This window comes from Phenylobacterium sp. NIBR 498073 (genome assembly GCF_027286305.1).
Lineage (GTDB): Bacteria > Pseudomonadota > Alphaproteobacteria > Caulobacterales > Caulobacteraceae > Phenylobacterium.
In genome coordinates this window covers 1,065,308-1,090,184 of the sequence record NZ_CP114599.1, presented here as the reverse complement: position 1 = coordinate 1,090,184, position 24,877 = coordinate 1,065,308, and the positions used below count along the sequence as shown (strand labels likewise).

28 protein-coding genes are annotated in these 24,877 nt (G+C 69.0%); 15 read left to right on the top strand and 13 right to left on the bottom strand.

The annotated features are described in order from the left end of the window. Genes lgt through pgeF form a run of 3 tightly spaced genes read left to right on the top strand, consistent with a single transcriptional unit; the run spans position 1 to position 2,692 of the window. Positions 1-855 carry a prolipoprotein diacylglyceryl transferase gene (gene lgt / locus O4N75_RS05590; protein ID WP_269628368.1) on the top strand — a complete coding sequence of 285 codons (855 nt, stop codon included), beginning with the start codon at positions 1-3 and terminating at the stop codon, positions 853-855. After that, positions 852-1,907 (top strand): class I SAM-dependent methyltransferase, encoded by a 1,056-nt coding sequence (locus O4N75_RS05585; protein WP_269628367.1) that lies wholly within the window; start codon positions 852-854, stop codon positions 1,905-1,907. Before lgt ends, O4N75_RS05585 begins: the two co-directional genes overlap by 4 nt. Next, complete coding sequence (pgeF, locus tag O4N75_RS05580; protein ID WP_269628366.1) at positions 1,904-2,692, top strand: peptidoglycan editing factor PgeF; 789 nt, start codon at positions 1,904-1,906, stop codon at positions 2,690-2,692. Before O4N75_RS05585 ends, pgeF begins: the two co-directional genes overlap by 4 nt. On the opposite strand, the gene O4N75_RS05575 is transcribed toward pgeF, so the two are convergent. Together O4N75_RS05575 and O4N75_RS05570 are read right to left on the bottom strand one after the other, a co-directional pair. Beyond that, the gene (locus tag O4N75_RS05575) at positions 2,689-3,762 is read right to left on the bottom strand and encodes a mechanosensitive ion channel family protein (RefSeq protein WP_269628365.1); all 1,074 of its coding nucleotides are present in this window, start codon (positions 3,760-3,762) and stop codon (positions 2,689-2,691) included. The genes pgeF and O4N75_RS05575 overlap by 4 nt on opposite strands. A 75-nt stretch (positions 3,763-3,837) precedes the next feature. Beyond that, positions 3,838-4,914 (bottom strand): ionic transporter y4hA, encoded by a 1,077-nt coding sequence (locus tag O4N75_RS05570; RefSeq protein ID WP_269628364.1) that lies wholly within the window; start codon positions 4,912-4,914, stop codon positions 3,838-3,840. 159 nt (positions 4,915-5,073) lie between these two features. Here O4N75_RS05570 and O4N75_RS05565 point away from each other — a divergent pair, with 159 nt between their 5' ends. From O4N75_RS05565 to O4N75_RS05530, 8 genes are all read left to right on the top strand, one after another. Beyond that, positions 5,074-6,009, top strand: coding sequence for a ribose-phosphate pyrophosphokinase (locus tag O4N75_RS05565; protein WP_269628363.1), 936 nt, complete (start codon positions 5,074-5,076; stop codon positions 6,007-6,009). Positions 6,010-6,277: 268 nt separating this feature from the next. Further along, positions 6,278-7,321: a hypothetical protein gene (locus O4N75_RS05560; protein ID WP_269628362.1), complete on the top strand. Its 1,044-nt coding sequence runs from the start codon at positions 6,278-6,280 to the stop codon at positions 7,319-7,321. A gap of 126 nt (positions 7,322-7,447) precedes the next feature. Further along, entirely contained in the window at positions 7,448-8,056 is a 609-nt protein-coding gene (locus O4N75_RS05555) for a 50S ribosomal protein L25/general stress protein Ctc (RefSeq protein WP_269628361.1), read from the top strand. Between the two features lie 29 nt (positions 8,057-8,085). Beyond that, positions 8,086-8,697, top strand: coding sequence for an aminoacyl-tRNA hydrolase (gene pth / locus O4N75_RS05550; RefSeq protein ID WP_269628360.1), 612 nt, complete (start codon positions 8,086-8,088; stop codon positions 8,695-8,697). A gap of 278 nt (positions 8,698-8,975) precedes the next feature. After that, the gene (gene ychF / locus O4N75_RS05545; RefSeq protein WP_269628359.1) at positions 8,976-10,073 is read left to right on the top strand and encodes a redox-regulated ATPase YchF; all 1,098 of its coding nucleotides are present in this window, start codon (positions 8,976-8,978) and stop codon (positions 10,071-10,073) included. Between the two features lie 132 nt (positions 10,074-10,205). Continuing rightward, a complete protein-coding gene (locus tag O4N75_RS05540; protein WP_269628357.1) occupies positions 10,206-10,874 on the top strand; it encodes a dienelactone hydrolase family protein in 669 nt (222 codons plus the stop codon). 3 nt (positions 10,875-10,877) lie between these two features. Then, complete coding sequence (locus tag O4N75_RS05535) at positions 10,878-11,558, top strand: dienelactone hydrolase family protein (RefSeq protein WP_269628356.1); 681 nt, start codon at positions 10,878-10,880, stop codon at positions 11,556-11,558. After that, a complete protein-coding gene (locus O4N75_RS05530; protein WP_269628355.1) occupies positions 11,555-12,067 on the top strand; it encodes a GNAT family N-acetyltransferase in 513 nt (170 codons plus the stop codon). Before O4N75_RS05535 ends, O4N75_RS05530 begins: the two co-directional genes overlap by 4 nt. Before the next feature lie 60 nt (positions 12,068-12,127). On the opposite strand, the gene O4N75_RS05525 is transcribed toward O4N75_RS05530, so the two are convergent. Next, positions 12,128-12,604 carry a hypothetical protein gene (locus O4N75_RS05525; RefSeq protein ID WP_269628354.1) on the bottom strand — a complete coding sequence of 159 codons (477 nt, stop codon included), beginning with the start codon at positions 12,602-12,604 and terminating at the stop codon, positions 12,128-12,130. A gap of 158 nt (positions 12,605-12,762) precedes the next feature. Here O4N75_RS05525 and O4N75_RS05520 point away from each other — a divergent pair, with 158 nt between their 5' ends. Continuing rightward, positions 12,763-13,539 carry a hypothetical protein gene (locus tag O4N75_RS05520; protein ID WP_269628353.1) on the top strand — a complete coding sequence of 259 codons (777 nt, stop codon included), beginning with the start codon at positions 12,763-12,765 and terminating at the stop codon, positions 13,537-13,539. A gap of 4 nt (positions 13,540-13,543) precedes the next feature. Here O4N75_RS05520 and O4N75_RS05515 read toward each other — a convergent pair whose 3' ends face one another. The 4 genes from O4N75_RS05515 to petA form a co-directional block, all read right to left on the bottom strand. Beyond that, a complete protein-coding gene (locus tag O4N75_RS05515) occupies positions 13,544-15,313 on the bottom strand; it encodes a tetratricopeptide repeat protein (protein ID WP_269628352.1) in 1,770 nt (589 codons plus the stop codon). Positions 15,314-15,441: 128 nt separating this feature from the next. Beyond that, entirely contained in the window at positions 15,442-16,290 is an 849-nt protein-coding gene (locus O4N75_RS05510; RefSeq protein ID WP_269628351.1) for a cytochrome c1, read from the bottom strand. 7 nt (positions 16,291-16,297) lie between these two features. Further along, the gene (locus tag O4N75_RS05505) at positions 16,298-17,617 is read right to left on the bottom strand and encodes a cytochrome b/b6 (RefSeq protein WP_269628350.1); all 1,320 of its coding nucleotides are present in this window, start codon (positions 17,615-17,617) and stop codon (positions 16,298-16,300) included. A gap of 5 nt (positions 17,618-17,622) precedes the next feature. Next, entirely contained in the window at positions 17,623-18,177 is a 555-nt protein-coding gene (gene petA / locus O4N75_RS05500; protein WP_267230640.1) for a ubiquinol-cytochrome c reductase iron-sulfur subunit, read from the bottom strand. A 229-nt stretch (positions 18,178-18,406) separates the two neighbouring features. Between petA and O4N75_RS05495 the strand changes: the two genes are divergently transcribed. Both O4N75_RS05495 and hemF read left to right on the top strand, forming a co-directional pair. Beyond that, positions 18,407-18,874, top strand: coding sequence for a tRNA (cytidine(34)-2'-O)-methyltransferase (locus tag O4N75_RS05495; protein ID WP_269628349.1), 468 nt, complete (start codon positions 18,407-18,409; stop codon positions 18,872-18,874). A gap of 12 nt (positions 18,875-18,886) precedes the next feature. Beyond that, positions 18,887-19,765 carry an oxygen-dependent coproporphyrinogen oxidase gene (hemF, locus tag O4N75_RS05490; RefSeq protein ID WP_269628348.1) on the top strand — a complete coding sequence of 293 codons (879 nt, stop codon included), beginning with the start codon at positions 18,887-18,889 and terminating at the stop codon, positions 19,763-19,765. A 261-nt stretch (positions 19,766-20,026) separates the two neighbouring features. On the opposite strand, the gene O4N75_RS05485 is transcribed toward hemF, so the two are convergent. The 5 genes from O4N75_RS05485 to O4N75_RS05465 all read right to left on the bottom strand — a co-directional run bounded on the left by O4N75_RS05485 (position 20,027) and on the right by O4N75_RS05465 (position 23,616). Then, positions 20,027-20,725: a type 1 glutamine amidotransferase gene (locus O4N75_RS05485; protein WP_269628347.1), complete on the bottom strand. Its 699-nt coding sequence runs from the start codon at positions 20,723-20,725 to the stop codon at positions 20,027-20,029. A 168-nt stretch (positions 20,726-20,893) separates the two neighbouring features. Then, positions 20,894-22,108: a CCA tRNA nucleotidyltransferase gene (locus O4N75_RS05480; RefSeq protein ID WP_269629330.1), complete on the bottom strand. Its 1,215-nt coding sequence runs from the start codon at positions 22,106-22,108 to the stop codon at positions 20,894-20,896. 26 nt (positions 22,109-22,134) lie between these two features. After that, positions 22,135-22,410: a DUF6111 family protein gene (locus O4N75_RS05475; protein ID WP_269628346.1), complete on the bottom strand. Its 276-nt coding sequence runs from the start codon at positions 22,408-22,410 to the stop codon at positions 22,135-22,137. Continuing rightward, entirely contained in the window at positions 22,403-23,017 is a 615-nt protein-coding gene (locus O4N75_RS05470; RefSeq protein ID WP_269629329.1) for a CoA pyrophosphatase, read from the bottom strand. The genes O4N75_RS05475 and O4N75_RS05470 overlap by 8 nt, the downstream gene beginning before the upstream one ends. A gap of 23 nt (positions 23,018-23,040) precedes the next feature. Beyond that, positions 23,041-23,616 (bottom strand): DUF1285 domain-containing protein, encoded by a 576-nt coding sequence (locus tag O4N75_RS05465; RefSeq protein ID WP_269628345.1) that lies wholly within the window; start codon positions 23,614-23,616, stop codon positions 23,041-23,043. A gap of 127 nt (positions 23,617-23,743) precedes the next feature. Between O4N75_RS05465 and O4N75_RS05460 the strand changes: the two genes are divergently transcribed. Beyond that, a complete protein-coding gene (locus O4N75_RS05460) occupies positions 23,744-24,139 on the top strand; it encodes a DUF1801 domain-containing protein (protein WP_269628344.1) in 396 nt (131 codons plus the stop codon). 194 nt (positions 24,140-24,333) lie between these two features. Here the strand turns inward: O4N75_RS05460 and O4N75_RS05455 are convergent, their stop codons facing one another. Then, positions 24,334-24,819 carry an N-acetyltransferase gene (locus O4N75_RS05455; RefSeq protein WP_269628343.1) on the bottom strand — a complete coding sequence of 162 codons (486 nt, stop codon included), beginning with the start codon at positions 24,817-24,819 and terminating at the stop codon, positions 24,334-24,336. Positions 24,820-24,877: the final 58 nt, after the last annotated feature.

The window sequence follows — 24,877 nt, the reverse complement described above, 5'->3', positions numbered from 1 at the left end:
TTGCCATTCCCCGATTTTGACCCGGTCCTCGTCCAGATCGGGCCTTTCGCAATCCGCTGGTACGCCTTGGCCTATGTGGCCGGCATCCTGCTGGGGTGGCGCTATGTCGCGGGGATGATGAAGAATCAGGCGCTGTGGGGGCCCCGCGGCGCGCCGGCCACGCCGGCCCAGGTCGACGACCTGATCCTCTGGATCACGCTCGGCATCATTCTCGGCGGCCGGCTCGGCCACGTGTTCTTCTACACCCCCCAGATCGTGCTCCAGGACCCGCTGCAGATCGTGAAGGTCTGGGAAGGCGGGATGAGCTTCCACGGCGGCGCGCTCGGCGTGCTGATCGCCGTGTTCGGCTTTTCCTACGTCAATAAGATCGACGTGCTGCGTCTCGGCGACGCGGTCACCGCCTGCGCGCCGATCGGGCTGTTCTTCGGGCGCATCGCCAACTTCATCAACGGCGAGCTCTGGGGCCGTCCGTCCGACGTCCCGTGGGCGTTCATCTTCCCCCAGGCTGACGGCGTCACCCCGCGCCACCCCAGCCAGCTCTACGAAGCAGCGCTGGAAGGCGTCGTTCTCTTCCTCATCCTGCGCTGGGCGACCCATCGCGCCGGCCTGCTCCAGCGGCGCGGCGTCGTGGCCGGGATCTTCCTGCTGGGCTACGCCGTCTTCCGCACCTTCGTGGAGAACTTCCGCGAGCCGGACCGCTACCTGCAGCATTTCCCGTTCGGCCTGACCATGGGGATGATGCTGTCGGCGCCGATGGTGATCGGCGGCCTCTACCTGATCTGGCGCGGCATGCGTGAACCGCTGGCGACTGAGGCCGCCCCGCCGCCTGGCCAAGCCAAGACCGAGACGCCATGAGCCTGCGCGACCGCCTGACGGCCCAGATCCGGGCCAGCGGGCCGATGAGCGTCGCCCAGTACATGCACGCCTGCCTCCACGACCCGGACTACGGCTACTACGCGACCCGCCCGGCGCTCGGCGAAGCCGGCGACTTCATCACCGCCCCGCTGGTCAGCCAGATGTTCGGCGAGCTGATCGGCCTCTGGGCGGTCGAGACCTGGAGCCGCCTCGGCCGCCCGGCGCAGTTCCGGCTGGTCGAGATGGGCCCCGGCGACGGCACCCTGATGAGCGACCTGCTACGCGCCGCCCGGCTCTCGCGCGAGTTCACCGAAGCCGCCGACGTCTGGCTGGTCGAGGTCTCCCAGCCGCTGCGCGACCGCCAGCGCCAGACGCTCGGAGATCATGTCTCCTGGGCCGGTTCCCTGGACGAAGTCCCCGGCGAGGCGCCGCTGATCCTCATCGCCAATGAGCTGCTCGACTGCCTGCCGGCCCGCCAGTACGTGCGCACCGAAAAGGGCTGGGCCGAGCGCATGGTCGGTCTCGACAACGCCGGCGCCCTGGCCTTCGGCATGGCGGGCGCGCCGGGAATCGACCGCCTGGCCCCGGTCGGGGCGATCCTCGAGCACTCCCCGGCCCAGGCCGCGCTGGGCGAGGCGCTGGCGCTGCGCGTCGTGGCCGACGGCGGCGCGGCCCTGCTCATCGACTACGGCCGCGCGGCGCCCGGTTTCGGCGACACGCTCCAGGCCCTACGCCGGCACCAGAAGGAAAGTCCGCTGGCCGGACCGGGCGAGGCCGATCTCACCGTCCACGCCGACTTTCCGGCGGTGATGGCCGCCGCCGCCGCCCGCGGCGCCCAGACCCCGCAGATCCTGACCCAGGGCGAGTTGCTCGTCCGGCTCGGGGTCGGCGCCCGCGCCGAGGCCCTGGCCAACGCCCGCCCTGACCTCGGCGACGTGATCGAGCGCCAACTCGAACGCCTCGTCTCGCCCGATCAGATGGGCGAGCTGTTCAAGGCCGCCTGCATTCACTCCGCCGGTTTCGAACCGCCGGCCTTCGAGACGCTGACGTGACCGACCAGACTATCCAGACCCTGCCCGTCCTGACCTCGCCGCTGCTCGATCTGGCCGGGATCCGCCACGCCTTCTTCACGCGCCAGGGCGGGGTCTCGACCGGCCTCTACGCCAGCCTCAATGTCGGCCGCGGCTCCAAGGACGCGCCCGACGACGTGATAGAGAACCGCCGCCGCGCCGCCGAGCATTTCGGCCTGCCCGAAGGGGCGCTCAACAGCTGCTACCAGGTCCACTCCGCCACCGCCCTGATCGCCGACAGGCCCTGGAACGGCGAACGGCCCCAGGCTGACGGCGTCGTCGCCAATCGTCCTGGCGTGGCCTGCGGCGCCCTGGCCGCCGATTGCGCGCCGATCTTGTTCGCCGATCCCAAGGCCGGCGTCGTCGCCGCCGCTCACGCCGGCTGGAAGGGCGCGCTCGCGGGCATCGCCGGGGCCACCGTCCTGAAGATGCAGGAACTTGGCGCCCGCCCCGCCGACATCGTCGCCGTCGTCGGTCCCTGCATCGCCCAGGCCTCCTACGAGGTCGGCCTGGAGTTTCTTGACGCGTTCACGGCCGAAGCCGCCGAGAACGTCGAGTTCTTCGAGCCCGGCGAGACGCCCGACAAGGCGATGTTCGACCTGCCGGGCTACGTCCTGCACCGCCTGCGCCGGGCCGGCGTCGGCGCCTGCGAGTGGCTGGGCCGCGACACCTGCGCCGAGGAGGCGCTGTTCTTCTCCAACCGCCGGGCCTTCAAGCGCGGCGAACCGGACTTCGGCCGGCTGATGTCGGCCATCGCCCTCGACTAGGTCGGCGCGGCCGCCCGCATGTCGAACCGCTCGCGCGGCAGCGCGTGCGGCAGTTCGGCCTGCAGGAACGCCACCATCTTCTCGCGCACCTCGCACCGCAGGTCGAAGGCCTCTCCCGCGTTGCGCGCGCTGGTCAGGCAGCGGACCTGCATCGTCCGCTCGCTAAGCTCGGTCACCGCCAGGTTGACCACGTCGCGGTCCCACAGCGGCGAGGCCGCGGCGATCTCCTCGAGCTTCCGGCGCAGCACTTCGATCGGGGCCGAGTAGTCGACATAGACCATCGCCGTGCCGATCAGCGACGCGTTCTCGCGGGTCCAGTTCTGGAACGGCTTCTGGATGAAATAGGTCAGCGGCAGCACCATCCGGCGCCAGTCCCACAGCTTGACCACCACATAGGTCGAGCCGATCTCCTCGATGCGGCCCCACTCGCCCTCGACGATCACCGCGTCGTCCAGCCGGATCGGCTGGGTGGTGGCGATCTGGATGCCGGCGATCAGGTTGGTCAGGTACGGCTGCAGCGCCAGGCCGGCGATGATCCCGGCCGCCCCGGCCGAGGCCAGCAGGCTGACCCCGTACTGGCGCACGCCGTTGAAGGTCATCAGCGCAAAGGCGATGGTCAGCACGACGATCAGACCGGCGGCCGTGCGCCGCAGGATGCGGGTCTGGGTGATGTGTTTGCGGGCCAGCAGGTTGTCTTCGACGTCGACCCGGAAGCGGCGCGTATAGATCAGCGTGGCGATGTCCAGCGCCGTCAGCGCCGCCCAACCGCACAGCACGATGAAGCCGATCAGCAGCACGCGGCCGAGCACGTCGAGCTCCGTTGGCCCCAGCCTCGCCAGCGGTGCGGCCGCGCCCAGGCCCAGGATCAGCGCCGCCAGCCGGCTGGGGCGCCGCGTCCGGATGACCAGCTCGCGCCAGAACTCGTCGCGCGAGGCGATCAGCCGCCGAACGATCGTCACCAGCACCTGGTGGGCCGCCAGCGCCAGCGCCGCGCCGGCCGCCAGAACCACCAGACTGAGCAGCCACGCAGGCAGCCACGAGGGCGCAACGCCCTCCATCCACTCCATCATGTCTCGATTATTCTCGAACTTGCGCCGGCCGCGCCGGCCTGGGTCCGTCAACAAACGCGACAGCTCAGGAATGGATCAAGGCACAATTGTCGTGAACAAGTAGACCGCGAACAGCACCAGGTGCACGACGCCCTGCAGCACCGTGGTGCGGCCGGTGGCCAGCGACAGGGTCGTGACCAGCAAGGTCAGCATCAGCAGAACCATGGCCTTGGCGTCGAGACCCAGCGACAGCGGCCAGCCCATCACCAGCGAGACGACCGCCACCACCGGGATGGTCAGGCCGATCGAGGCCAGCGCCGAGCCGAGAGCCAGGTTGAGGCTGGTCTGCAGACGGTCGGCCCGCGCCGCGCGCACGGCGGCCAGGCTCTCGGGCGCCAGCACCAGGGCCGCGATGATCACCCCGACCACCGCCTTGGGCGCGCCGGCGTTGGCGACCGCGGCCTCCAGCGTCGGGGCCAGCGCCTTGGCGAGCAGCACCACGGCCACCAGCGCCACCACCAGCAGACCCAGGCTCACCCAGGCCGCCAGGGCGGTCGGCGGCGCGGCGTGGGCCTCCTCGTCGTGGGCCGCTGCGCCGGTCGGCAGGAAGTAGTCGCGGTGGCGCATGGTCTGCACCAGCACGAAGGTTCCGTAGAGCACCAGCGACACCAGGCCGACGAAGGCCAGTTGGCTGTTCGAATAGACCGGGCCGGCGGCCGAGGTCGTGTAGTTGGGCAGCACCATGGTCAGCACCGCGAGCGCCGCCAGGGTCGCCAGCGCCGCGCTGACCCCGGCCTGGCCATAACGCTGCTCCATGTGGCGCGCGCCGCCGAGCAACAGGCACAGACCCACCAGGCCATTGAGGATGATCATGATCGCGGCGAACACCGTGTCGCGGGCAAGCCCCGCGCCGGCCGGGCCGCTGGACAGCATCAGGGAGACGATCAGCGAAACCTCGATCACCGTCACCGCGACCGCCAGCACCAGTGTGCCGTAGGGCTCGCCGATCTTGTGGGCCACCACTTCGGCATGGTGGACCGCAGCCAGGACGCAGGCCACCAGGCCGATCGCCAGAACTATGTCGTACGGCCCGCCGAGCTTAGATCCGAAAAGCAGCAGCGAGCCGATGATGGGGGAGAGCCAGGTCCAGGCCGGGAGTCCGATTTTGGGCATGGCGCGCAACGTAAACCAAGCGTCGCCACGCCGCGAGACGAACCCTGCCAACCCGCAAGATTGTTATGCGATCTCGTCCTGCGCTGTTCTGAGCCCTTGCCCCCCGGCCCTCGCCTGCTAAAAGCCCGGCAATTACCGATACCTGCCCCTGGGGGACCGATGAAGCTGCTGGCTGGCAACTCCAACCGTGCGCTGGCGGAGGCTGTCGCCTCGCGCCTCGACCTCCCCCTCACCCGCGCGCAGGTCAAGCGCTTCGCCGACAACGAGGTCTGGGTGACCATCGACGAAAATGTCCGCGGCGAGGACGTCTTCATCCTTCAGTCGACCAACTATCCCGCCAACGACAACCTGATGGAGCTGCTGGTCTGCATCGACGCGCTGAAACGCGCCTCGGCCCGGCGGATAACCGCGGTGATGCCCTATTTCGGCTACGCCCGTCAGGACCGTAAGACCGGCGGCCGCACGCCGATCTCGGCCAAGCTGGTCGCCAACCTGATCGAGCGCGCCGGCGCCGACCGGGTCCTGACCATGGACCTGCACTCCGGCCAGATCCAAGGCTTCTTCGACATCCCGACCGACAACCTGATCTCGGCGCCGTTGCTGGCCACCGACATCAAGGAAAACTACGAGAAGCCGTCCGAGATCATGATCGTCTCGCCGGACGTCGGCGGCGTGGTCCGCGCCCTGGCCGTCGCCTCGCGCCTCAACGCCGAGTTGGCCATCGTCGACAAGCGCCGCTCGGGCCCCGGCAAGAGCGAAGTCGCCAACGTCATCGGCGACGTCGACGGCCGCCGCTGCATCCTGTTCGACGACATGATCGACGGCGGCGGCACGCTCTGCAACGCCGCCCAGGCGCTGATCGACGCAGGCGCGACCGAGGTCTCGGCCTATGTCACCCACGGCGTGATGTCCGGCGCGGCGGTCGAACGGGTCAACGGCTCGGTGCTCAAGGAGCTGGTGATGACCGACTCCATCCCGGCCCCCGACCGCGCCCTCGAAGGCGGCAAGATCCGCTACGTCAGCTGCGACAAGCTGCTGGGCGAAGCCATCCGCCGCATCGCCAACGAAGAGTCGGTCTCCAAGCTCTTTGACTGACCTGGACGATCTGCGGCGGCCTTCGCGCCGCCGCGGCCTGGCCGTCGGCCCCGACGCGCCCGCGGCTAAACGGCCCACCGCCGCGGCGGTCATCGACCGCCCGCCGGCCTGATCCTATGTTCCCGCCCTGGTCGGCGCGACAGGTCACAAAAGCGTCAGACCCTGACTGAGCCTCGGTTTGGTTAAGCCTCGTTAACCCCTCGCGGTCACATTCTCGCCCGCTGGAGGGACTAGGCTCCCACGCCTTATATCCTGGGGAAGGCACTGGATGATTTCGGCTTCTCGCGCGGGCCTGACGGCCGTCGCTATCGCATTCGCCACAATTCTGGCCTCGTGCGCCGAGCCGCCGCCGCCCAAGCCGGCGGAGCCGCCGGCCCCGGCCGTGAGCCTGGCGCCCAGCGTCATCGAGCAGGCTTCGGCCTACCGCTACTATGTGGACAAGGCCGCCGCGATCTCGCCTGCGTTCGTCGACGGCCAGATGGTCGCCGAGGGGCTGAAGGTCGCCGCCTCCTATGAGCCCAAGCAGTTCCTGAAGGGCGCCATCGCCTATGGGGCCATCGTCGCCCTGCAGGACCCGACCTTCGTCGCCGGCGTCCGGCAGTACGCGGGCGCCGCCGCCCAACGCCAGCAGATCGCCTACGAGATCATGAAGGACCCGGCCTACGTGGTCGGCCTGCCCGGCTCGTCCAGCGGCGCCGGCGCCGTGATCGCCGCCCTCGGCGAGGACGGAAACAAGTTCTACCAGGCCGGCAAGACCGTGAAGCAGGCCGCCTACGACGTGCAGAAGCAGTCCTGGTCCAAGGCCGACGTCGTCGGCCGCGACGCGCGCCTGTCCCAGGCCAAGCTGCTCGGCTCGACCCCCGCCGCCGGCGACCTCGCCCAGACCACCCGCCTGCAGCAGGCGATCGCCGGCGCCCAGCCGCTCGGCGTCACCGGAACCTCGGCCGCCCCGCCGTTCACCCCGGCGGTGATTCGCAGTCTCGCCGTCGCCGCCCTGGCCGTGCTCGGCGAGGCCAGCGAACCGAACGTCGCCACGCTCAACGCCATCATGGTCGAGCCGAACGTCGCCTCCTGCGCCAACATGGCCAAGCTGAACCTCTACCAGTGCCTGGCCGTGTCCAAGCCGCACTACGAGGACGTCTTCTGCCTGGGCCAGCACGCGATGATGGACACCGCCCGTTGCGTCATCAAAGCCTCGGGCCAGCCCGAGCCGTTCGAACCGCGCTTCGTGCCGACCGTTCGCGAGAACGCCAGCTACAAGCCGACCCCGGCCAAGAAGCCTGCGACGAAGAAGCCGGCGAAAAAGGGTTAGAAATCCTTCCCCCAGCCCGTTGCCACGGGCGGGGGTTTTGTGTATCTACGCGCACCTTTCGGCCCTTACGGGTCGTTCCGTCGCCGCGCGGGTCTTCGCGCGGCGGCTTCGTTTTGAGGCGAGGCCATGGCCGATATCATCCTGAACGTTGAACTGCGCGAGCGCATTGGAACCGGTGGTGCGCGCGCCGCCCGTCGTGAGGGTCTGGTCCCCGGCGTGCTGTACGGCGGCGACAAGGATCCCGTGGCGATCACCGTCAAGTCGAACGAGTTCCGCAAGGCGCTCTACACCGGCAAGCTGCTGGGCCACCTGGTGACCCTGAAGCACGGCAATGAAACCCAGCCGGTGATCGCCAAGGTCGTCGACATGCACCCGGTGACCGACGAGCCGATGCACTTCGACCTGTTCCGCGTCGACGCGCACCAGACGATCAAGATCTCGGTCCCGGTTCACTTCAAGAACCAGGAAGCCTCGCCCGGCCTGAAGAAGGGCGGCACGCTGAACGTCGTCCGTCACGAAGTCGAGCTGGCCTGCCCGGCCGACGCCATTCCGGAAGAGCTGGTCTTCGACCTGACCGGCCTGGAAATCGGCGACACCATCCGCATCGGCGCCTTCGAGCTGCCGAAGGGCGTCACCGCGACCGTCGACCGCGATTTCGTGATCGCCACCATCGCCGGTTCGGCCGCGAGCGCCTCGGAAGCCGCTGAAGAAGCCGCCGGCGAAGCCGAAGGCTAAGTCCCTGACGGCCGGTTAGGGGGCAGCGCATGCTCGTCCTGGCCGGCCAGGGCAACCCGGGAGCCCGCTATGCGGGCAACCGGCACAACATCGGCTTCATGGCCGTTGACGAGATCGCGCGCCGCTGGCGCTTCGGTCCCGAACGATCCCGTTTCTCCGCCCTCGTACGCGAGGGTGAGATCGAAACCCCCAGCGGCCCGGTCCGCACCCTGATCCTCAAGCCTCAGACCTACTACAACGAGAGCGGCCGCTCCGTGGCCGAGGCGTTGAAGTTCTACAAGCTCAAGCCTGCCGACCTCGTGCTGTTCTACGACGAGATCGACATGGCGCCTCGCCGCTTCCGCATGAAGCTGGGCGGCGGCGCGGCCGGCAACAACGGCGTGCGCTCGCTCACCGCCCATATCGGCCCCGACTTCCGCCGAGCCCGCCTCGGCGTCGGCCACCCGGGCCACAAGGACCGCGTCCAGGGCCACGTGCTTTCCGACTTCCACAAGGTCGATCAGGCCTGGGTCGAGGCGCTGCTGCGCGCGCTCGCCGACGCCGCCCCCCTGCTCGCCGAGGGCGAGGACGAGAAATACCAGACCGAGGTCATGCGCCTGGCCCCCGCCGACAAGAGCGACGTGCCCAGAGGCCGCGCCTAACGCGCTTCTCCCCCCGGAGGCAGCAATGCCAGTTCCTCTCCCAGCTTGAGGGGAGAGGTTAGGTGAGGGGTTGACGGCGCGGAGCGGCGCTCTGCTGAGTCAACAGTCCCCCTCACCCCAGCCCTCTCCCCCCAAGGGGGCGAGGGAGCCGTTCCAGACGCTCCCCTCCAGCCGCCCGCCCCAGAGCGGGAGGATCTACGGCCGGAAGCCCCCGCCCCTTGGGCCTTGCCCCCTAACGTGCTAGGTCGCCGGCTCGAATTTCAGGAACAGCTCTCCCCATGGCTCTCAAAGTCGCGATCGTCGGCCTGCCCAACGTCGGCAAGTCGACCCTCTTCAACGCGCTCACCCAGACGGCCGCGGCCCAGGCCGCCAACTATCCGTTCTGCACCATCGAGCCGAACACCGGCGACGTGGCCGTGCCCGAGCCGCGCCTGACCGCCCTGGCCGCGGTCATCCCGTCCAAGGAGATCATTCCGGCGCGGATGAACTTCGTCGACATCGCCGGCCTGGTGCGCGGCGCCTCCAAGGGTGAGGGCCTGGGCAACCAGTTCCTGGCCAACATCCGCGACTGCGACGCCGTGGCCTTCGTCGCCCGCTGCTTCATCGACGACGACATCACCCACGTCGAAGGCAAGATCGACCCGCTCGCCGACCTGGAGACCATCGAGACCGAGCTGATGCTCGCCGACCTCGAGAGCCTCGAAAAGCGCGTCGCCAACCTCGAAAAGCGCGCCAAGACCGGCGACAAGGAAAGCGCCCAGACCCTGCGCCTGGTCAATGTCGCCCTGGCCGAACTCAACGCCGGCCGCCCGGCCCGCAAGGCGCAGGTTTCCGCCGAGGACGACAAGGCCTGGCGGATGCTGCAGCTGCTGACCTCCAAGCCGGCGCTCTACGTCTCCAACGTCGACGAAGCCTCGGCCGCCACCGGCAACGAATTGTCGAACCAGGTCGCCGAGCGCGCCAAGCGCGACGGCGCCGACCATGTGGTGATCTCGGCCCAGATCGAGAGCGAAATCGCCCTGCTGGACGAGGCCGAACGCGCCGAATTCCTGGAAACCCTCGGCCTGACCGAGCCGGGCCTCAACAAGCTGATCCGCGAGGCCTACCACCTGCTGGGCCTGCAGACCTATTTCACGGTCGGCCCCAAGGAAGCCCGCGCCTGGACCATCCACAAGGGCGACACCGCCCCGCAGGCGGCCGGCGTGATCCACACCGACTTCGAAAAGGGCTTCATCCGCGCCGAAACCATCGCCTACGAGGACTATGTGAACCTCAAGGGCGAGGCCGGAGCCCGTGACGCCGGCAAGCTGCGGGCCGAAGGCAAGGAATACGTCGTCAAGGACGGCGACGTGATGAACTTCCGCTTCAACGTCTGAGGCCCACACGATGCGTTCCCTCTCCCCCCGGGGAGAGGAGAAACCAGGTGCGGCGCGACTTTCCGCGCCGCTATCCCTCCCCCGCGCTGTGGTTCTCTGCTTAGCTCGCGTCTAACAAGACGGGAGAAACGCATGGGCGAGACGATCACCCTTCGGGGCGCGGACGGTTTCGACTTTTCGGCCTACCACGAGCAGGCCTTCACCCCGCGCAAGGGCGGGGTCATCGTGCTTCAGGAAATCTTCGGCATCGACCGGCACATCCGCGCCGACGTCGAACGCTGGGCCAAGGCCGGCTACGAGGCCATCGCCCCCTCGCTCTACGACCGCCGCGAACGCCATTTCACCGCCGCCCACGACGCCGCGGGCATGACCGCCGGCGTCGCCCACGCGCGCGCCACGCCGCTGGACCAGGCGCTCACCGACATCGCCGCCTGCCGCGACTTCCTGGCCGAACGCGGCAAGGTGTTCGTGGTCGGCTATTGCTACGGCGGCTCGCTCACCTGGCTGACCGCGGCCAAGGTCGAGGGAATCGCCGCGGCCTCCAGCTATTATGGCAGCCTCGTGCAGGCCAACGCCGCACTCCGGCCGCTTTGCCCGACCATCGTCCACCTTGGCCACACCGATCCTGGGATTCCGGCCGACGAGGTCGAGAAGGCCGTGCGCGAACACAATCCCGACGTCCCTGTCTACATCTACGAAGGCGCCGGCCACGGCTTCAACAACGACAGCCCCGAGCGCTACAACGAAGAGGCCGCCGACCTCGCCCGCGCCCGCACCCGCGAGCTGTTCGAGAACGCGTGAAGCATGGGCGAGCAGATCACCCTCAAGAGCCCCTTCGACGGCTTCGAGCTCGGCGCGTACCACGCCCGGCCGACCGACGCCCGCCGCGGCGGGCTGCTGCTGATCCAGGAGATCTTCGGGGTCACCGCGCACATCCGGGAGCTGGCCGACGCGTTCGCCGCCGACGGCTATGAGACCATCGCGCCCTCGTTCTACGACCGCCTCGAGCCGGGCTTCCAGGCCGACTACAGCCAAGCGGCCATCGCCAGGGGCGTCGAGTACTCGCAAGCCACGCCCTGGGACCAGGTGGCCGGCGACGCCCAGGCCGCCATCGACGCCCTGAAGGCCCCGGTCTTTGTCACCGGCTTCTGCTGGGGCGGAGCGGCGACCTGGCTGGCGGCCTGCCGCTGCACCGGCCTCTCGGCCGCGGCCAGCTTCTACGGCCGGCGGATCAGCGAGCTGAAGGACGAAACGCCCAAGGTTCCGATCATCCTGCACTTCGGCAAGACCGACGCCTCGATCCCGCCCGAGCGGGTCGAGGAGATCGGCGAGCGCCATCCCGAGATCCCGATCCATCTCTATCCGGCCGGCCACGGCTTCGTGTCCGACCGGCGGGCCGACTATGACGCCGACAGCGCCCGGCTGGCGCGCCTGCGGACCCTGGCCCTGTTCTCCAACAACGGCGGGGGGCGAAGTTCGGCGTGATACTCGAAACCACCAGGCTGCGGCTCCGGCCGCTGGCGACCAGCGACCTCGACGCCCTCTGCGCGATCGCCGCCGATCCGCAGGTCATGGCCCATGTCGGCGACGGCGTGCCGCTCAGCCGGGCGGCCACCGCGCTCTGGATCAACAACGCCGCCGCCAGCCTGAAGATCAGCGAGGTCGGCAGCCGCGCCGTGGTGCTGCGCGACAGCGACGTCCTGATCGGCTGGGTCGGCCTTATCCCCACGCCGCATCCCAATCGCCTGGAGCTGATCTACGGCTTCGCCCGCGCCTACTGGGGTCTGGGTTACGCCACCGAGGCGGCCCGCGGCCTGCTGGCCGCCTGCTCGCCCGAGGCGGAGGCTGTGGACGCGACTATCGACCCGGCCAACCTCGCCTCCTGGCGCATCCTGGAAAAGCTCGGCTTCGTCGTGGTCGGCGAGGAGCAGGACGAATTCGGCCTGCCCACCCTGCGGCTGCACCTGGAGTTCGACCAGCCCGCCGCCGGCTAGAGCCATTTCCGCCGAAGTGGACACCGGTTCGGCGAGCAAGATGCTCTAAATTCAAAAATCCTAAGGCTCGCGCTCCTCGATCTGCTTGCGGACTTCCGGCACCGTCTCCAGCGCCCGCACCAGGATCGCCTGGGCCGCCAGGATGCCGATCCCGGCCGCATAGCCGGAGAACACGCCGGCCGGATAGCGGCCGCCATGACCGACCGCCCAGACCTGCCAGTAGATGAACAGCGCCGCGGCCGCCAGCAGCCCGACCCCCGTCAGCACCGAGACCGGCGTCTGGCCGAACCCGGCCTGGAAGCTCAGCCACACATAGCGCGCCAGCCCGCGCTTCAGCGGCGCGATCAGCAGCGGCGCGGCCAGCGACGCGATCAGGAACACGCCGGGCCAGATCAGGGTGCGCTGGGCGATCAGCTCGACGCCGCCCGGCAGCACCCGAAAGGCGTTCACCACCGCCCCGGCATAGATCAGCACCGCCGCGCCGACCGCCACGTCCTGCATCCGCCGGAAGTCCCGCCAGGGCTTGATGAAGCTCATGGCTCCGACTTAGGGGATCGTTGCGGCAGGGGTAAGGCCCAATCGCCGCTTTAGCCGCCGCGCCCCACGCGCTGCCCGTCGCCGCAGCTGCGATCCACGTCTATGCTGCAGACAAAGGGGCCGCCAAGCGCCCCGGCGCTCTCTCCCCCCGGGATCCCATGAAGCCCCTCGTCCTGGCTCTCGCCGCCGCTGCCCTGCCGGTCGCCGCCCACGCTGGCGAAACCGCCTGCTGGTTCGAGCAGGGGGTGATCGTTGCTCCAGCCTCCATCGACGGCCTGGCCGGCGACTACATCCTCGACACCGGTTCCGCCATCACCCAGCTGCACGAGACCAAGGCCCAGGGGGCCGGCCTGGTCGAGCCGGACCAGCGCGGCCCGGTCCGCATCGCCGGCCTCACCCTGCCCGACCGTCCGTTCGTGATCGCCGACCTGGACGCCCGGACCTACGCCTTCCCGACCCCGATCGCCGGGGTGATCGGCGCGGACCTGCTGTCGGCCTATGTGGTCGAGGTCAGCTTCGCGCCCTGCAAGGTCGCCATCTATCCGCGCGCCCAGGCCCCGCGCGTGCGCGCCGCCGTCCGCCAGGTGCCGCTGCGCCTCGCCGGCGGGGTCGCCACCGCCCACGCCGCAGTCGCCGACGGCCCCAGGGCCCTGGCCGGCGACTTCGTGATTTCCACCGGCTCGGACACCGCCGTGCGTGTCTCTGAAAGCCTCGCATCCGTCCCCGGGGCGGCCAAGCCGCAGGACCTGCTCCCCTACGGCGAGACCCGGGCCCAGCTGCGCGCGGCGTCCTTCGCCGGAACCCTGTTCGAGAACCTTCCCAGCGGACTCGCCGACACGGAGGCCGACGGGATCATCGGCGCGCCGTTGCTCGCCCGCTGGCGCCTGCGCTTCGACTTTCCGGGCGGCAAGCTGCTCCTCGCGCCGGCCGGCTAGGCGGCTACAGCCGCTCCATCCTCAGCCACTGCGGCTGGCCGGCCCAGGCCCGCACGAAGGCCTGGCGGGCCGCCTCGGCCTCGGCCTTGCGTCCTAGCGCATCCTCGCTCCGGGCCAGGCCGTACAGCGCCCAGCCGTTGCGCGGCGACTGCGCCAGGGCCGCGCGGAACGCCTCGCTGGCCTCGGCTGGCTTGCCCGCCAGGAACAGCGCCGCGCCCAACGACTGGTTGACCGGATAGTACCAGTACGGCGGCTCGGTGTAGGGAATGCGGCCCTCGATGGCGATGGCCTGGCGGTAGTGGCCGGCGGCCTCGTCATAGCGGCCTTCAGCGGTCGAGAACCGCCCGCGGGCCACCTCCTGGGCCATGGCCACGAGATCGACCGCCGGCACCAGCTGGGCGGTCAGGTCGGCGAAGGCGTCGGCCTTGGTCAGGGCGTCCATCGCCGCGATCTCGCCGTCGAAGCCGACCTTGTTGCGCTGCTGGGCGTAGGCCACCGCCCGCGCGTAGTGGCGCATCGCCGTGGCGTACGGCAGGCGCGCGTCGGGCGTCGGCATCGCCAGGATCGCCTCGGGGGCCGCGAACTGCGCCATCGCCAGGTAGGGCGCGGCCTCGATGATCTGCACCCAGCCGATCTTCGCCGAGGTGTCGGTGTCCATCAGCATGCGCAGGCGCTCGGCTTCGCTGATCGCGGTCTCCATGTCGCCGGCCAACTGGGCCGAGGTGACGATGAAGTGCACGTTGTGCGGGTAGTAGCCGTATCGCACCAGGCTGTGGTCGCCGGCGCTGCGGATATACGCCTCGTCGGCCCGCGCCGCCGCCACGTTCACCCGAATCGAGTCCGCGTAGCGGCCGCGCGCCTGGTAGATGTGCGAGGGCATGTGCACCAGGTGCCCGGCGCTGGGCGCGGTCGGGGCGCCCAGCCGGTCGGCCGCGGCCTCGGCCCGCTGGGCGTCGGCGGCCTCCAGCAGGTGGATATAGAGGTGGCCGGCCTGGACGTGGCCTGGATTGCGGGCGATCACCGTCTCGACCAGCCGCACTGCCTCGCCGCTGCGCCCGACCGGGGTCTTCTTGTCGGGCTCCCAGTAGTTCCAGGGCGTGGTGTCCATCACCGCCTCGGCGGCCAGCAGCGCGACGTCGTCGTCGGCCGTGAAGCGGCGGGCGACCTCCAGCATGGCGTCGGCATAGGCGCCGTCCAGCGCCGCGCGGTCGGCCTTCGGATCGCGCGAATAGCGTTTCGCCACCGCCTCGATCAGCGCCCGCTCCATCGGCGAGGCGCGCTCGCGCAGCGCCATGGCCTTGTCCATCGCCGCCAAGGCCGCATCGCGGTCGCGCTCGTCCATGGGGGCATTGATGTTGGGTCCCAGCGCCATGGCCTCGCCCCACCAGCACATCGCGCAGGTCGGATCGAGCCGCTGGGCCTCGCGGAACGAGCGCACCGCCCCGGCATGGTTGAAGCCGTAGGTCAGCAGCAGGCCCTGGCTGAAGTACCGCTTGGCCTGCGAGGTGGCGGTGGTCAGCGGAAACGGCGAGGTCGTCAGGTCCTCGTAGAGCGGGATCGGCCCGGCCTGGCTGGCCGGCGCGGCCACCGCCCGGGCCAGCAGCAGGCTGCGGCTCAGCCCCCCGGCGGTCTTGGGATTTCCGCAGATCGACGAGGCGATCAGCGTCGGATCGAGGGCGGCTAGCACCTGCGGGGAGATCGGCGCCTCGAAGGAAAGGCTCGTCAACGACAGCCCCAATCCGGCGAGCGCCGCAGTCTTGAACCCGGTACCCATCGCGGCCCTCCGCCAGCATTTGGCGTATCGTTGATTTTCGGGCGACGCAAAGTCAAGCAAGGCGGGGGTGACGAAAAAAGGCCCCGGATCGCTCCGGGGCCTTTCCAATTCGTCGGAAGCGCAGCGCCCTAGTGGGCGACGTTCTTCCAGATCTTGCGGTAGCTGGCGTACAGCAGGCCCGCGAAAATGAAGAGGTAGATCATCGCAGCCATGCCGAAGGCCTTGCGCTCTTCCATCTTGGGCTCGGAAGCCCAGGCGATGAAGGCCGCAACGTCCTTGGCCTGTTGCTCCAGCGTCGACTTGGTGCCGTCGTCGAACGTCACCTGGCCGGCCGCCAGCGGCGGGGCCATGGCGATGAAGCCGCCGGGCGGGACCTTGTCGTGCGGGCCCGACCACGACGCGGTGACGTCACCGGCCATGTACGGGTTGTAGTGCTGGCCGACGCCGACCTTCAGACCCGCGGGCGGGTTCTTGTAGCCGGTGAGCAGCGAGTAGATGTACTGCGGCCCGTTGTGACGCGCCTTGGCCATCACCGACAGGTCCGGCGGGTAGGCGCCGCCGTTCGAGGCCCGCGCCGCCGCTTCGTTCGGGAAGGGCGACGGGAACTTGTCGGCCGAGGTGCCCGGACGCTCGATCACATCACCCGTTTCCGAGTCGATGTCCTTGATCTGATAGTCCTTGGCGATCGACTTCACATACGGGTTGTCGTTCGGGTTCTTGTACTTCGGATCGTAGAACGGCCCGCCCTTCTGGCCGAGGTTCCGGAAGTACATCAGGTTCATCGAGTGGCAGGCCGAGCAGACCTCCCGATAGACCTTGTAGCCCCGTTGCAGCTCAGCCTGATCGAACTTGCCGAACGGACCTTCGAAGCTGAATTCCACGTGCTTCGGCGGCAGGGCGCCGCCGGCGGCCTGAGCCGCCGGGGCCGCGAGAACGGCCAAGCCAAGCGCCGCGAGCGCGATACCTTTACGCAGCATCTTAGGCTCAACCCCTCTTTTCAGGCGAAGCCGCGGCGCCGGCCGGCGCGTTGGCAGGATGCGAAAGCACAGGTTCACTGATCGATTCCGGCAGCGGAAGCGGGGTCTCGGTGAGGCCCAGGATCGGCAGGATGACCAGGAAGTAGGCGAAGTAGTACAGGGTCGCGACCCGCGACAGCCACACCATCGAGTTCAGGTCGGCGTCGCCCAGCTTGAAGGTCGACAGACCCGGGATCACGTGGTTGTCCGGCAGCTGACCACCGCAGTAGCCGAGCACCAGGCAGGCCAGCAGGAAGATGAAGAAGTACAGCTTCGCGGTCGGCCGGTAGCGCATCGAGCGCACCTTGGAGGTGTCGAGCCAGGGCAGGACGAACAGCACCGCGATGGCGCCGAACATCAGGATCACGCCGCCCAGCTTGTCGGGAACCGCGCGCAGGATCGCGTAGAACGGCAGGAAGTACCATTCGGGAACGATGTGCGCCGGGGTCACCAGCGGGTTGCCGGGGATATAGTTGTCGGCGTGGCCGAGGGCGTTCGGGTTGTAGAACACGAAGGTCGCGAACAGGATCAGGAACACCACGATCGCGAAGCCGTCCTTCACCGTGTAGTACGGATGGAAGGGAACGGTGTCTTCCTTCGACTTCACGTTCACGCCGGTCGGGTTGTTGTTGCCCGGGACGTGCAGCGCCCAGATGTGCAGGCCGACGACGCCCGCGATCATGAACGGCAGCAGGAAGTGCAGCGAGAAGAAGCGGTTCAGGGTGGGGTTGTCGACCGCGAAGCCGCCCCACAGCCAGGTGGTGATCGCTTCCCCCACGACCGGCAGCGCGCCGAACAGGTTGGTGATCACGACGGCGCCGTGGAAGGACATCTGACCCCAGGGCAGCACGTAGCCCATGAAGGCGGTGGCCATCATCAGCAGGTAGATCACGCAGCCCAGGATCCACAGCACTTCGCGCGGAGCCTTGTACGAGCCGTAATACAGCCCGCGGAACATGTGGATGTAGACCGCGATGAAGAACATCGAGGCGCCGTTGGCGTGCATGTAGCGGATCAGCCAACCGTAGTTGACGTCACGCATGATGCGCTCGACCGAGGCGAAGGCGTGGTCGACGTGCGGCACGTAGTGCATGGCCAGCACGATGCCGGTGACCAGCTGGATGCCGAGACAGACCGCCAGGATGCCGCCGAAGGTCCACCAGTAGTTCAGGTTCTTCGGGGTCGGGAAGTCGATCATCGAGTCGTACGCCAGGCGCACGACAGGCAGACGGGTGTCGAGCCAACGCTCGATGCCGGTCTTCGGTTCGTAATTGGAATGTCCGCTCATCTGGGTCAGCCCACCTTGACCTTGGTGTCGGAAAGGAAGGTGTAGTCGGGCACCGCCAGGTTCTTCGGCGCCGGACCCTTACGGATGCGGCCCGACACGTCGTAGTGCGAACCGTGGCACGGGCAGAACCAGCCGCCGTAGTCGCCGCCGCCGAACGTCGGCACGCAGCCGAGGTGCGTGCAGGTGCCGACCAGCACGAGCCATTGGGCCTTGCCCGGCTTGTGACGGTCTTCGTCCTTCTGCGGATCGGGCATGCTCGCGCCGTCATCCTTAATGGCCTTGGCGATCTCCGCGCCAGTCCGATTGCGGATGAACAGCGGCTTGCCGCGCCACTTGATGGTGACCTGCTGGCCTTCCTCGACCTTGGTCAGGTCGAATTCGACCGACGCCAGGGCCAGCGTATCGCCGGACGGGTTCATCTGGTCGATGAACGGCCAAGCGAGGCCCGCGACAGCGCCGCCGGCCGCGGCCGCCGCCGCAATATGAATGAAATCACGCCGGTTCGGGTCGTCGCCCGCGGCATGCGTATCGGGATTTGCGCCCGCGACGGTGTCGGCCACCTTAAAGCTACCCTTCGTTTGGGGCCGCGCGACCGCGGCCCGTCAGATCACTACGGATAATTCCGGAGTGATCCCGCCTTCGACCCCTGCCAGCGGTTCTGGTAAGGGCCACCGGAACTGAACGCTGGCGCCGGGCAAACCCGCGGAAGACAGTTGGATTGCATCTCGCACCCCACCCTTCCGTGATTCGCCCCTGGCCCCGGCTAATCCCGTGGCTGGACCGCTTAGAATGCTGCTCGCGCTTTTTCAACCGGACATTCCGCAAAACCTTGGCGCGGCCCTTCGCCTCGGCGCCTGTATGGGGGTGCCCGTACACGTCATAGAGCCTTGTGGTTTCCCGCTTTCCGACAAGGCGATCCGCCGCGCGGCCATGGATTACGGCGAACCTGCCGATGTCGTGCGCCATGCCGGTTGGAGCGATTTTCAGGCCGCCAAGGGCGCCGCCCGCATAGTGCTGTTCTCCACTAAGGCCGCGCAGCCATTGCACGAATTCGCCTTTCGGCCCGACGACATCCTGCTGTTCGGCCGCGAAAGCCTCGGCGTCCCGGACGAGGTTCACGACGCCTCCGACGCTCGCGTCTTCATTCCGCTGACGCCCGGCCGGCGCTCGCTGAACGTCACCGTTTCGGCCGCCATCGGCCTTTCGGAGGCGTTGCGGCAGACCGATCAATTTCCTAAGCCCATGCAAATTTCCTGACTGCGGTACGCGATGACCAACATTTCTCCCGAGATCGAAACCCGGCGCGACCGCGCCAAGGAATGGTTCGAAAGCCTGCAGACTCGAATCTTCGCCGAGCTCGAACGGCTGGAAGAGGAAGCCCCGGCCGACCTCTATCCCGGCGCGCCCGGCCAGTTCGAATCCCGCCCCTGGACGCGTGAGACCGGAACCGGCGGCGGGATCGGCGGCCACCTCAAGGGCCGGCTGTTCGAGAAGGCCGGGGTGCACACCTCTGCGGCCCTGGCCCGCTTCTCGCCGGAGATGGCGGCCCAGATGCCCGGCGCCGACCAGGACCCGACCTATGTCTCGGCCAGCATCAGCCTGATCGTGCATCCGGTCTCGCCGCGCGTGCCGACCGTGCACATGAACACCCGCTTCCTGTCGACGGCGGAAAGCTGGTTCGGCGGCGGCGCCGACCTGACGCCGATGCTCGACGCCCAGCGCAACCAGGAGGCCGACGACACCAAGCTGTTCCACGCGGCCATGCAGGCCGCCTGCGATCCCTACGATCCTGAGTGGTACGGCAAGTACAAGGCCTGGTGCGACGAGTACTTCTACCTGCCCCACCGCAAGGAGCCCCGCGGCATCGGCGGCATCTTCTACGACCGCCACAACAGCGGCGACTTCGAAAAGGACTTCGCCTTCACCCGCGCGGTCGGCGAGGCCTTCCTTGACGTCTATCCGAAGATCGTCCGCCACCACATGGACGAACCCTGGACCGAGGCCGACCGCCAGGAACAGCTGGTTCGCCGCGGCCGCTACGTCGAGTTCAACCTGCTCTACGACCGCGGCACCATGTTCGGCCTCAAGGCCGGCGGCAACATCGACACCATCCTGTCCTCGATGCCGCCGATGGTCAGCTGGATCTAGCGACGCCCAAGCTCCGAAGAGGACACAGCCCTCCGACTTCCCCTCTCCCCTTCCAAGGGGAGAGGCTGGGTGAGGGGTCCGCGTCGCGTCAGCGGTGCCCTTCGGCCTCAGTGAGAGCGGAGACGCCTCGCCCCCTCACCCTACCCTCTCCCCCGCGGGGGAGAGGAACGCAGCCTCGCAGACGCACCATCCTTCCCCTCTCCCCTTTCAAGGGGAGAGGTCGGGTGAGGGGTGCGCGCCGCCCAGCGGCGCCCGGAGGCCCTAGGCGGTCTCGATGAACCGCTGCAGCCAGCCGCCGACCCGCTGGCGGTCGTCGGGCTGCTCGTAGCTCATCACCGCGCGGTCGGCCTCCTCAACCGTCAGCCGCGTCCCGCGCCGAGTCTCGATCAGCGCCTTTGCGTAGTCGGGCTCGAACTCCGGATGCAGCTGCAGCGAGACCGCCCGGCCTTCGCCATAGTCCAGCATCCCGAACTCGCAGAACTCGTTGCCGCCGATCACCCGCGCGCCGGGCGGCGCCTCGACCACCTGGTCCTGGTGCGATCCCGGCACGGCGATCGGTTCGCCGCTGTCCATCCAGGGCAGGCTCTCGGCCAGCCGATAGCGCTGCAGGCCCAGCCCCCAGCCCTTCGGCGACTTGATCACCTTGCCGCCGAACGCCTGGGCCATGATCTGGTGGCCGAAGCAGATCCCGACCAGCGGCGCCTGTCCCTTGGCCGCGCGCAGGAAATCCTCCAGCGGCGCGATCCACGGCTCGGGATCGTAGGCGCCCGCCGACGAGCCCGTCACCAGCCACGCCCCGCACGCGTCGACCCCTGTCGGCATCTCGCCGGCCGCCACGTCGTAGACGGCGTAGTCATAGGCGCTTTCGCCGAACAGCCGCCGGAACATCGACGGATAGCTGCCGTACCGCCCGCGGATCTCCTCCGGCGGCGCGCCGGTCTCCAGGATGCCGAGTTTCATGAAGCTTGAACCTCAAACTCAATTGTCATCCCGGTTTCGGCCTTTGGCCGAAGACCGGGACCTATGAACACCGGATGGACCAGGACGAGGCGAAATCCGCGCCCTGATGAGCGCGAACGGTGCGAATGGATCCCGGCCTTCCGCTTCGCTCCAGCCGGGATGACACGTCTAGTACGCCATGCCCTGGGCCACGGCCTTCAGCTTCTCGATGGCCGAGAACTTGTCGTCGATGAAATCGTGGTCGATCCACCAGTCCTCGACCTCGCGCAGCACCTGGCCGACCATCGGCCCCTTGGGCACGCCCGACTTCAGCACGTCCTCGCCGGTCAGCGGGAACGGCGGCGGGGTCCAGCTCTCGGCCAGCGCCAACAGGCCGCGCCACTGGTGCGTGGCCGCCGACCGCTCCGAACGCGACCAGGCCAGCTTGATGCGGTCGCTGAACGCCTGCACGCCGATTCGGTAAACCGCCCGACGGCTCTCGCGCGGGCTCATCCACGAGGTGATGCGCGGGGTCTTGCCCATCGCCGCCACCAGCCGGTCGCGCTGGTCGTTGGAAAGCCGCAAGGCTTCGGCCGCCTTGCCGACGCCGACCTCGTTGCCTGGCAGCAGGGTCGCCAGCCGCAGCAGCGGGTCGCAGGTGAACAGCTGCTCGGTCTCGACCTCGATCAGCTGGTTGAACGCCGTCAGATCCGTGGCGCTCGGCAGCAGGCGGGTCAGCACCCCGGTCTTGGCCATCAGCGCCGTCGCCGGCCGCGGATCGTAGGCCGCCAACAGCTTCAGCAGCTCCTTGGCCACGCGCTCGGCGGCCAGATTGCTCATCAGCTCGCGCCCGGCCTCGCAGGCGGCCAGCGCCGCGGCGTCCGGCTCGCCCTTGCCGTACCAGGCCAGGAACCGGAAATAGCGCAGGATGCGCAGCGAATCCTCGGCGATCCGGGTCGCAGGATCGCCCACGAACACCAGCCTCCCGGCCTGGGCGTCGGCCACGCCGGTCCCCGTCGGATCGGTCAGGTTCCCCAGCCGGTCGGCATAGACCGCGTTCATCGTGAAGTCGCGGCGCTGGGCGTCCTCGCCCCAGTCCTGGGTGAAGGCCACCACCGCCCGCCGCCCGTCGGTCTCGACGTCGCGGCGCAGGGTCGTCACTTCGAAGGGTTCGCCGCCGACGATGGCGGTGACCGTGCCATGGTCCACTCCGGTCGGCGCGACCTTGATCCCGGCCGCCTCCAGCGCCTTGGTCGCCTGGTCGGGGGTGAGGGTGCAGGCGATGTCGACATCGCCCACCGGCGCGCCCAACAGGGCGTTGCGCACCGCCCCGCCGACGAACCGCGCGCAGCCCGCCCCGCCGACCGCCTCCAGCGCCTCCATGACCGGCGCGGCGGGCTTCATCCAGGGCTTTTCGCCGATGCTCTGCGTCACTTCGCGGGCGCCTTCTTCTCGAAATGTCCCGGCGCCACATGGCCGCCGGCCTCGACCTCCGCAGGAACATAGGTCTCCCCGCGGTTGTCGCCATGGAAAAGACCGGTCGCCAGCAGCGAAGCCGCCAGCAGCACCCCGGCGATCGCCACCAGCCAGGTCCACGGCGTCGCCCCCATCGGCCGCCCCGTGCGCAGCGCCACGCCGCGCCAGATGAACCAGATGACGAAGGGGGCTGCGATCAGCAGCAGCCGCGGGGCCAGCTCCCTAAGCAACCGCCGCCCCGTAGAGCCGGTCGTAGAGCGCCCGCAGCATCCCGGCCGTCGCGCCCCAGATGAAGCGATCCTCGTGGGTCATGGCGTAAAAACGGCGCAGTTGGCCGTCGGGTCCCTGGCGCTCGTGCCGCTCGTGGTTGGCCGGGTCCATCAGGAACCCGAACGGCGTCTCGAAGATGTCGGCCACCTCGGCCGGGTTGGGCGTCAGCGAGAACCCCGGCTGGATGAACCCCACCACCGGCGTCACCAGGAACCCCGTCCCCGTCCGGTACGGCGAGGACAGCCCCGCCAGGGTCACGTAGTCCGGGGCCAGCCCCACCTCCTCGTGCGCCTCGCGCAGGGCGGTGATCGGGCTGGTCTCGCCCGGATCGGAGCGACCGCCCGGCAGCGCGATCTGGCCGGTGTGACTGCGCAGGGTGTCGGCCCGCCGGGTCAGCAGCACCGAATAGCCGAAGGGGCGCTCGATCAGCCCGACCAGCACCGCCGCCGGCTTCAGGCTGACCGGCTCGTTGGGAAAGGCGTTCGGCCCCAGGTCGAAATCGGACGCGACCGTGCTCGCCGGCTCGCCGTCGAGCGGATCGAGATGGCCGGCGATCCACTCGCGCATTTCGTCCGGCGGCGCGTTCGGGCTCACAGCTGGTGGGCTCCGGCCGGGCCGATCGGGAACCAGGCGCCGTTCGATTCGACCCCCAGGCGCGGCCCCTCGGGGGTGTCGCGCTCCTGGGCCAGCTCGACCAGCTCATAGAACACCGGCCGGGCGATCAGAGCCTCCAGCCCGCGCCGCACGTGCAGATAGGGCCGCGGCTCGCCGGTCACGGCGTCCATCTCCACCCGGATCTCGTTCTCAGGACCTGCGACCACCTCGTCGCCGACATTGGTCAGGAACGTCAGCCCCTCGCCCTCGCGGTCCACCCGCGTGGCGATGAACGGCGCATCCTCGACGGTGATCTTCATCTTCTCCACCGGGGTCACCAGGTGGAAGCCGTCGGGGTCCTTGCGCAGCACGGTCGAGAACAGCCGCACCAGCGCCTCGCGCCCGATCGGCGTGCCCTCGTGGAACCAGGTCCCGTCCTTGCGGATCACGATGTCGATCTCGCCGCAGTGGGCCGGGTTCCACAGGTGCACCGGCGGCAAGCCGCGCCCAGGCGCCTGCTTGGCCGCTGCGATTACGCCCTCGAGGCCGGGCTTCGTCGTCGTCTCTCCCATGCGGCAAAGGTAAGGACCCGCGCGCGTCGCCTCAACGGGGTTCTTCCACAAGACGCATGGATCGCGCGCCTCGACATCGTCGTTTCATTCGCCGCAAGGTGGCGCCCGCCGCCGAAGGACACGCCACATGACGCCGACCGACACCGCCTCCGCCGAGATCGACGCTCGCATCGCTGCGCTCGGCGACTGGCGCGGCGAGACCCTCGCCCGCGTCCGCGCCCTGATCCACCAGGCGGTCCCGGAGGTCGTCGAGGAAGTGAAGTGGCGCGGCACGCCGGTCTGGTCGCATGACGGCATCATCTGCACCGGCGAGACCTACAAGGCTTACGTCAAGCTGACCTTCGCCAAGGGCGCCGCCCTCGACGACCCCGCCGGCCTGTTCAACTCCAGCCTTGAGGGAAACGTCCGCCGCGCCATCGACATCCCGCAGGGCGCAGCCCTGGACGAAGAGGCCTTCAAGACCCTGGTTCAGGCCGCCGCCGCGCTCAACAGCGCCTCGAAGAAGAAGCCGAAGAAGGGCTGAGCGTCTTGGGGCCGAACTTTTTCATTTGGGTCGCCATCGGGATCGTGGTCGCGGCGACTGCGGGGGGCCTCATGGAGCAGCACTGGGCGCCCTGGATCGGCTACCCGCTCGCCATCGCACTGGCCGCGTTCAATAAGGTTCGCGCAATCCGTCGGCGGAAAGACGCGACCTCGCGCACCTTCGCCTAGACGGGCTCAGGCCGTGACCGGCCCGTCCAGCAAGTCCACGCCGCGCGCCAGCACCCGGCGCTGGTCGACCGGCCCGGGCATCCGCACGCCCTTGCAGGGCGCGGCCGAGAAGCCGAAGCGGCTGAAATAGGGCGCATCGCCGACCAGCAGCACCGGATAGCCGGCGGCTTGCGCCGCGGCGCAGGCGCGCTGCACCAGTTCGCCGCCGACGCCGAACTTGCGGCCCTCGGCCTGCACCGCCAGCGGCCCCAGGAAGATCGCGGGCGCGCCGCCCACATGCACCTTCCACATCCGCACGACGCCGACCAGGGCGCCCTGGTCCCAGGCGCAGAACGACATGTCGGGGCGAAACTCGGCGAACTCGCGCACGCGCTCGGACGCCTTCACGAAGCGGCCGGGCCCGAAGGCATGGTCCAGCAGCGCCTCGATGGCGGCTTCGTCGGCGGGGTCTTCTTGGGTGTAGGTAAGGGCCTGTTCGGCGGGAACGATCATGGACGTCTTTGCGGGCGGAAGGCGACGGGGGCCGCCGCCAACGCGCATCGGCGCAGGC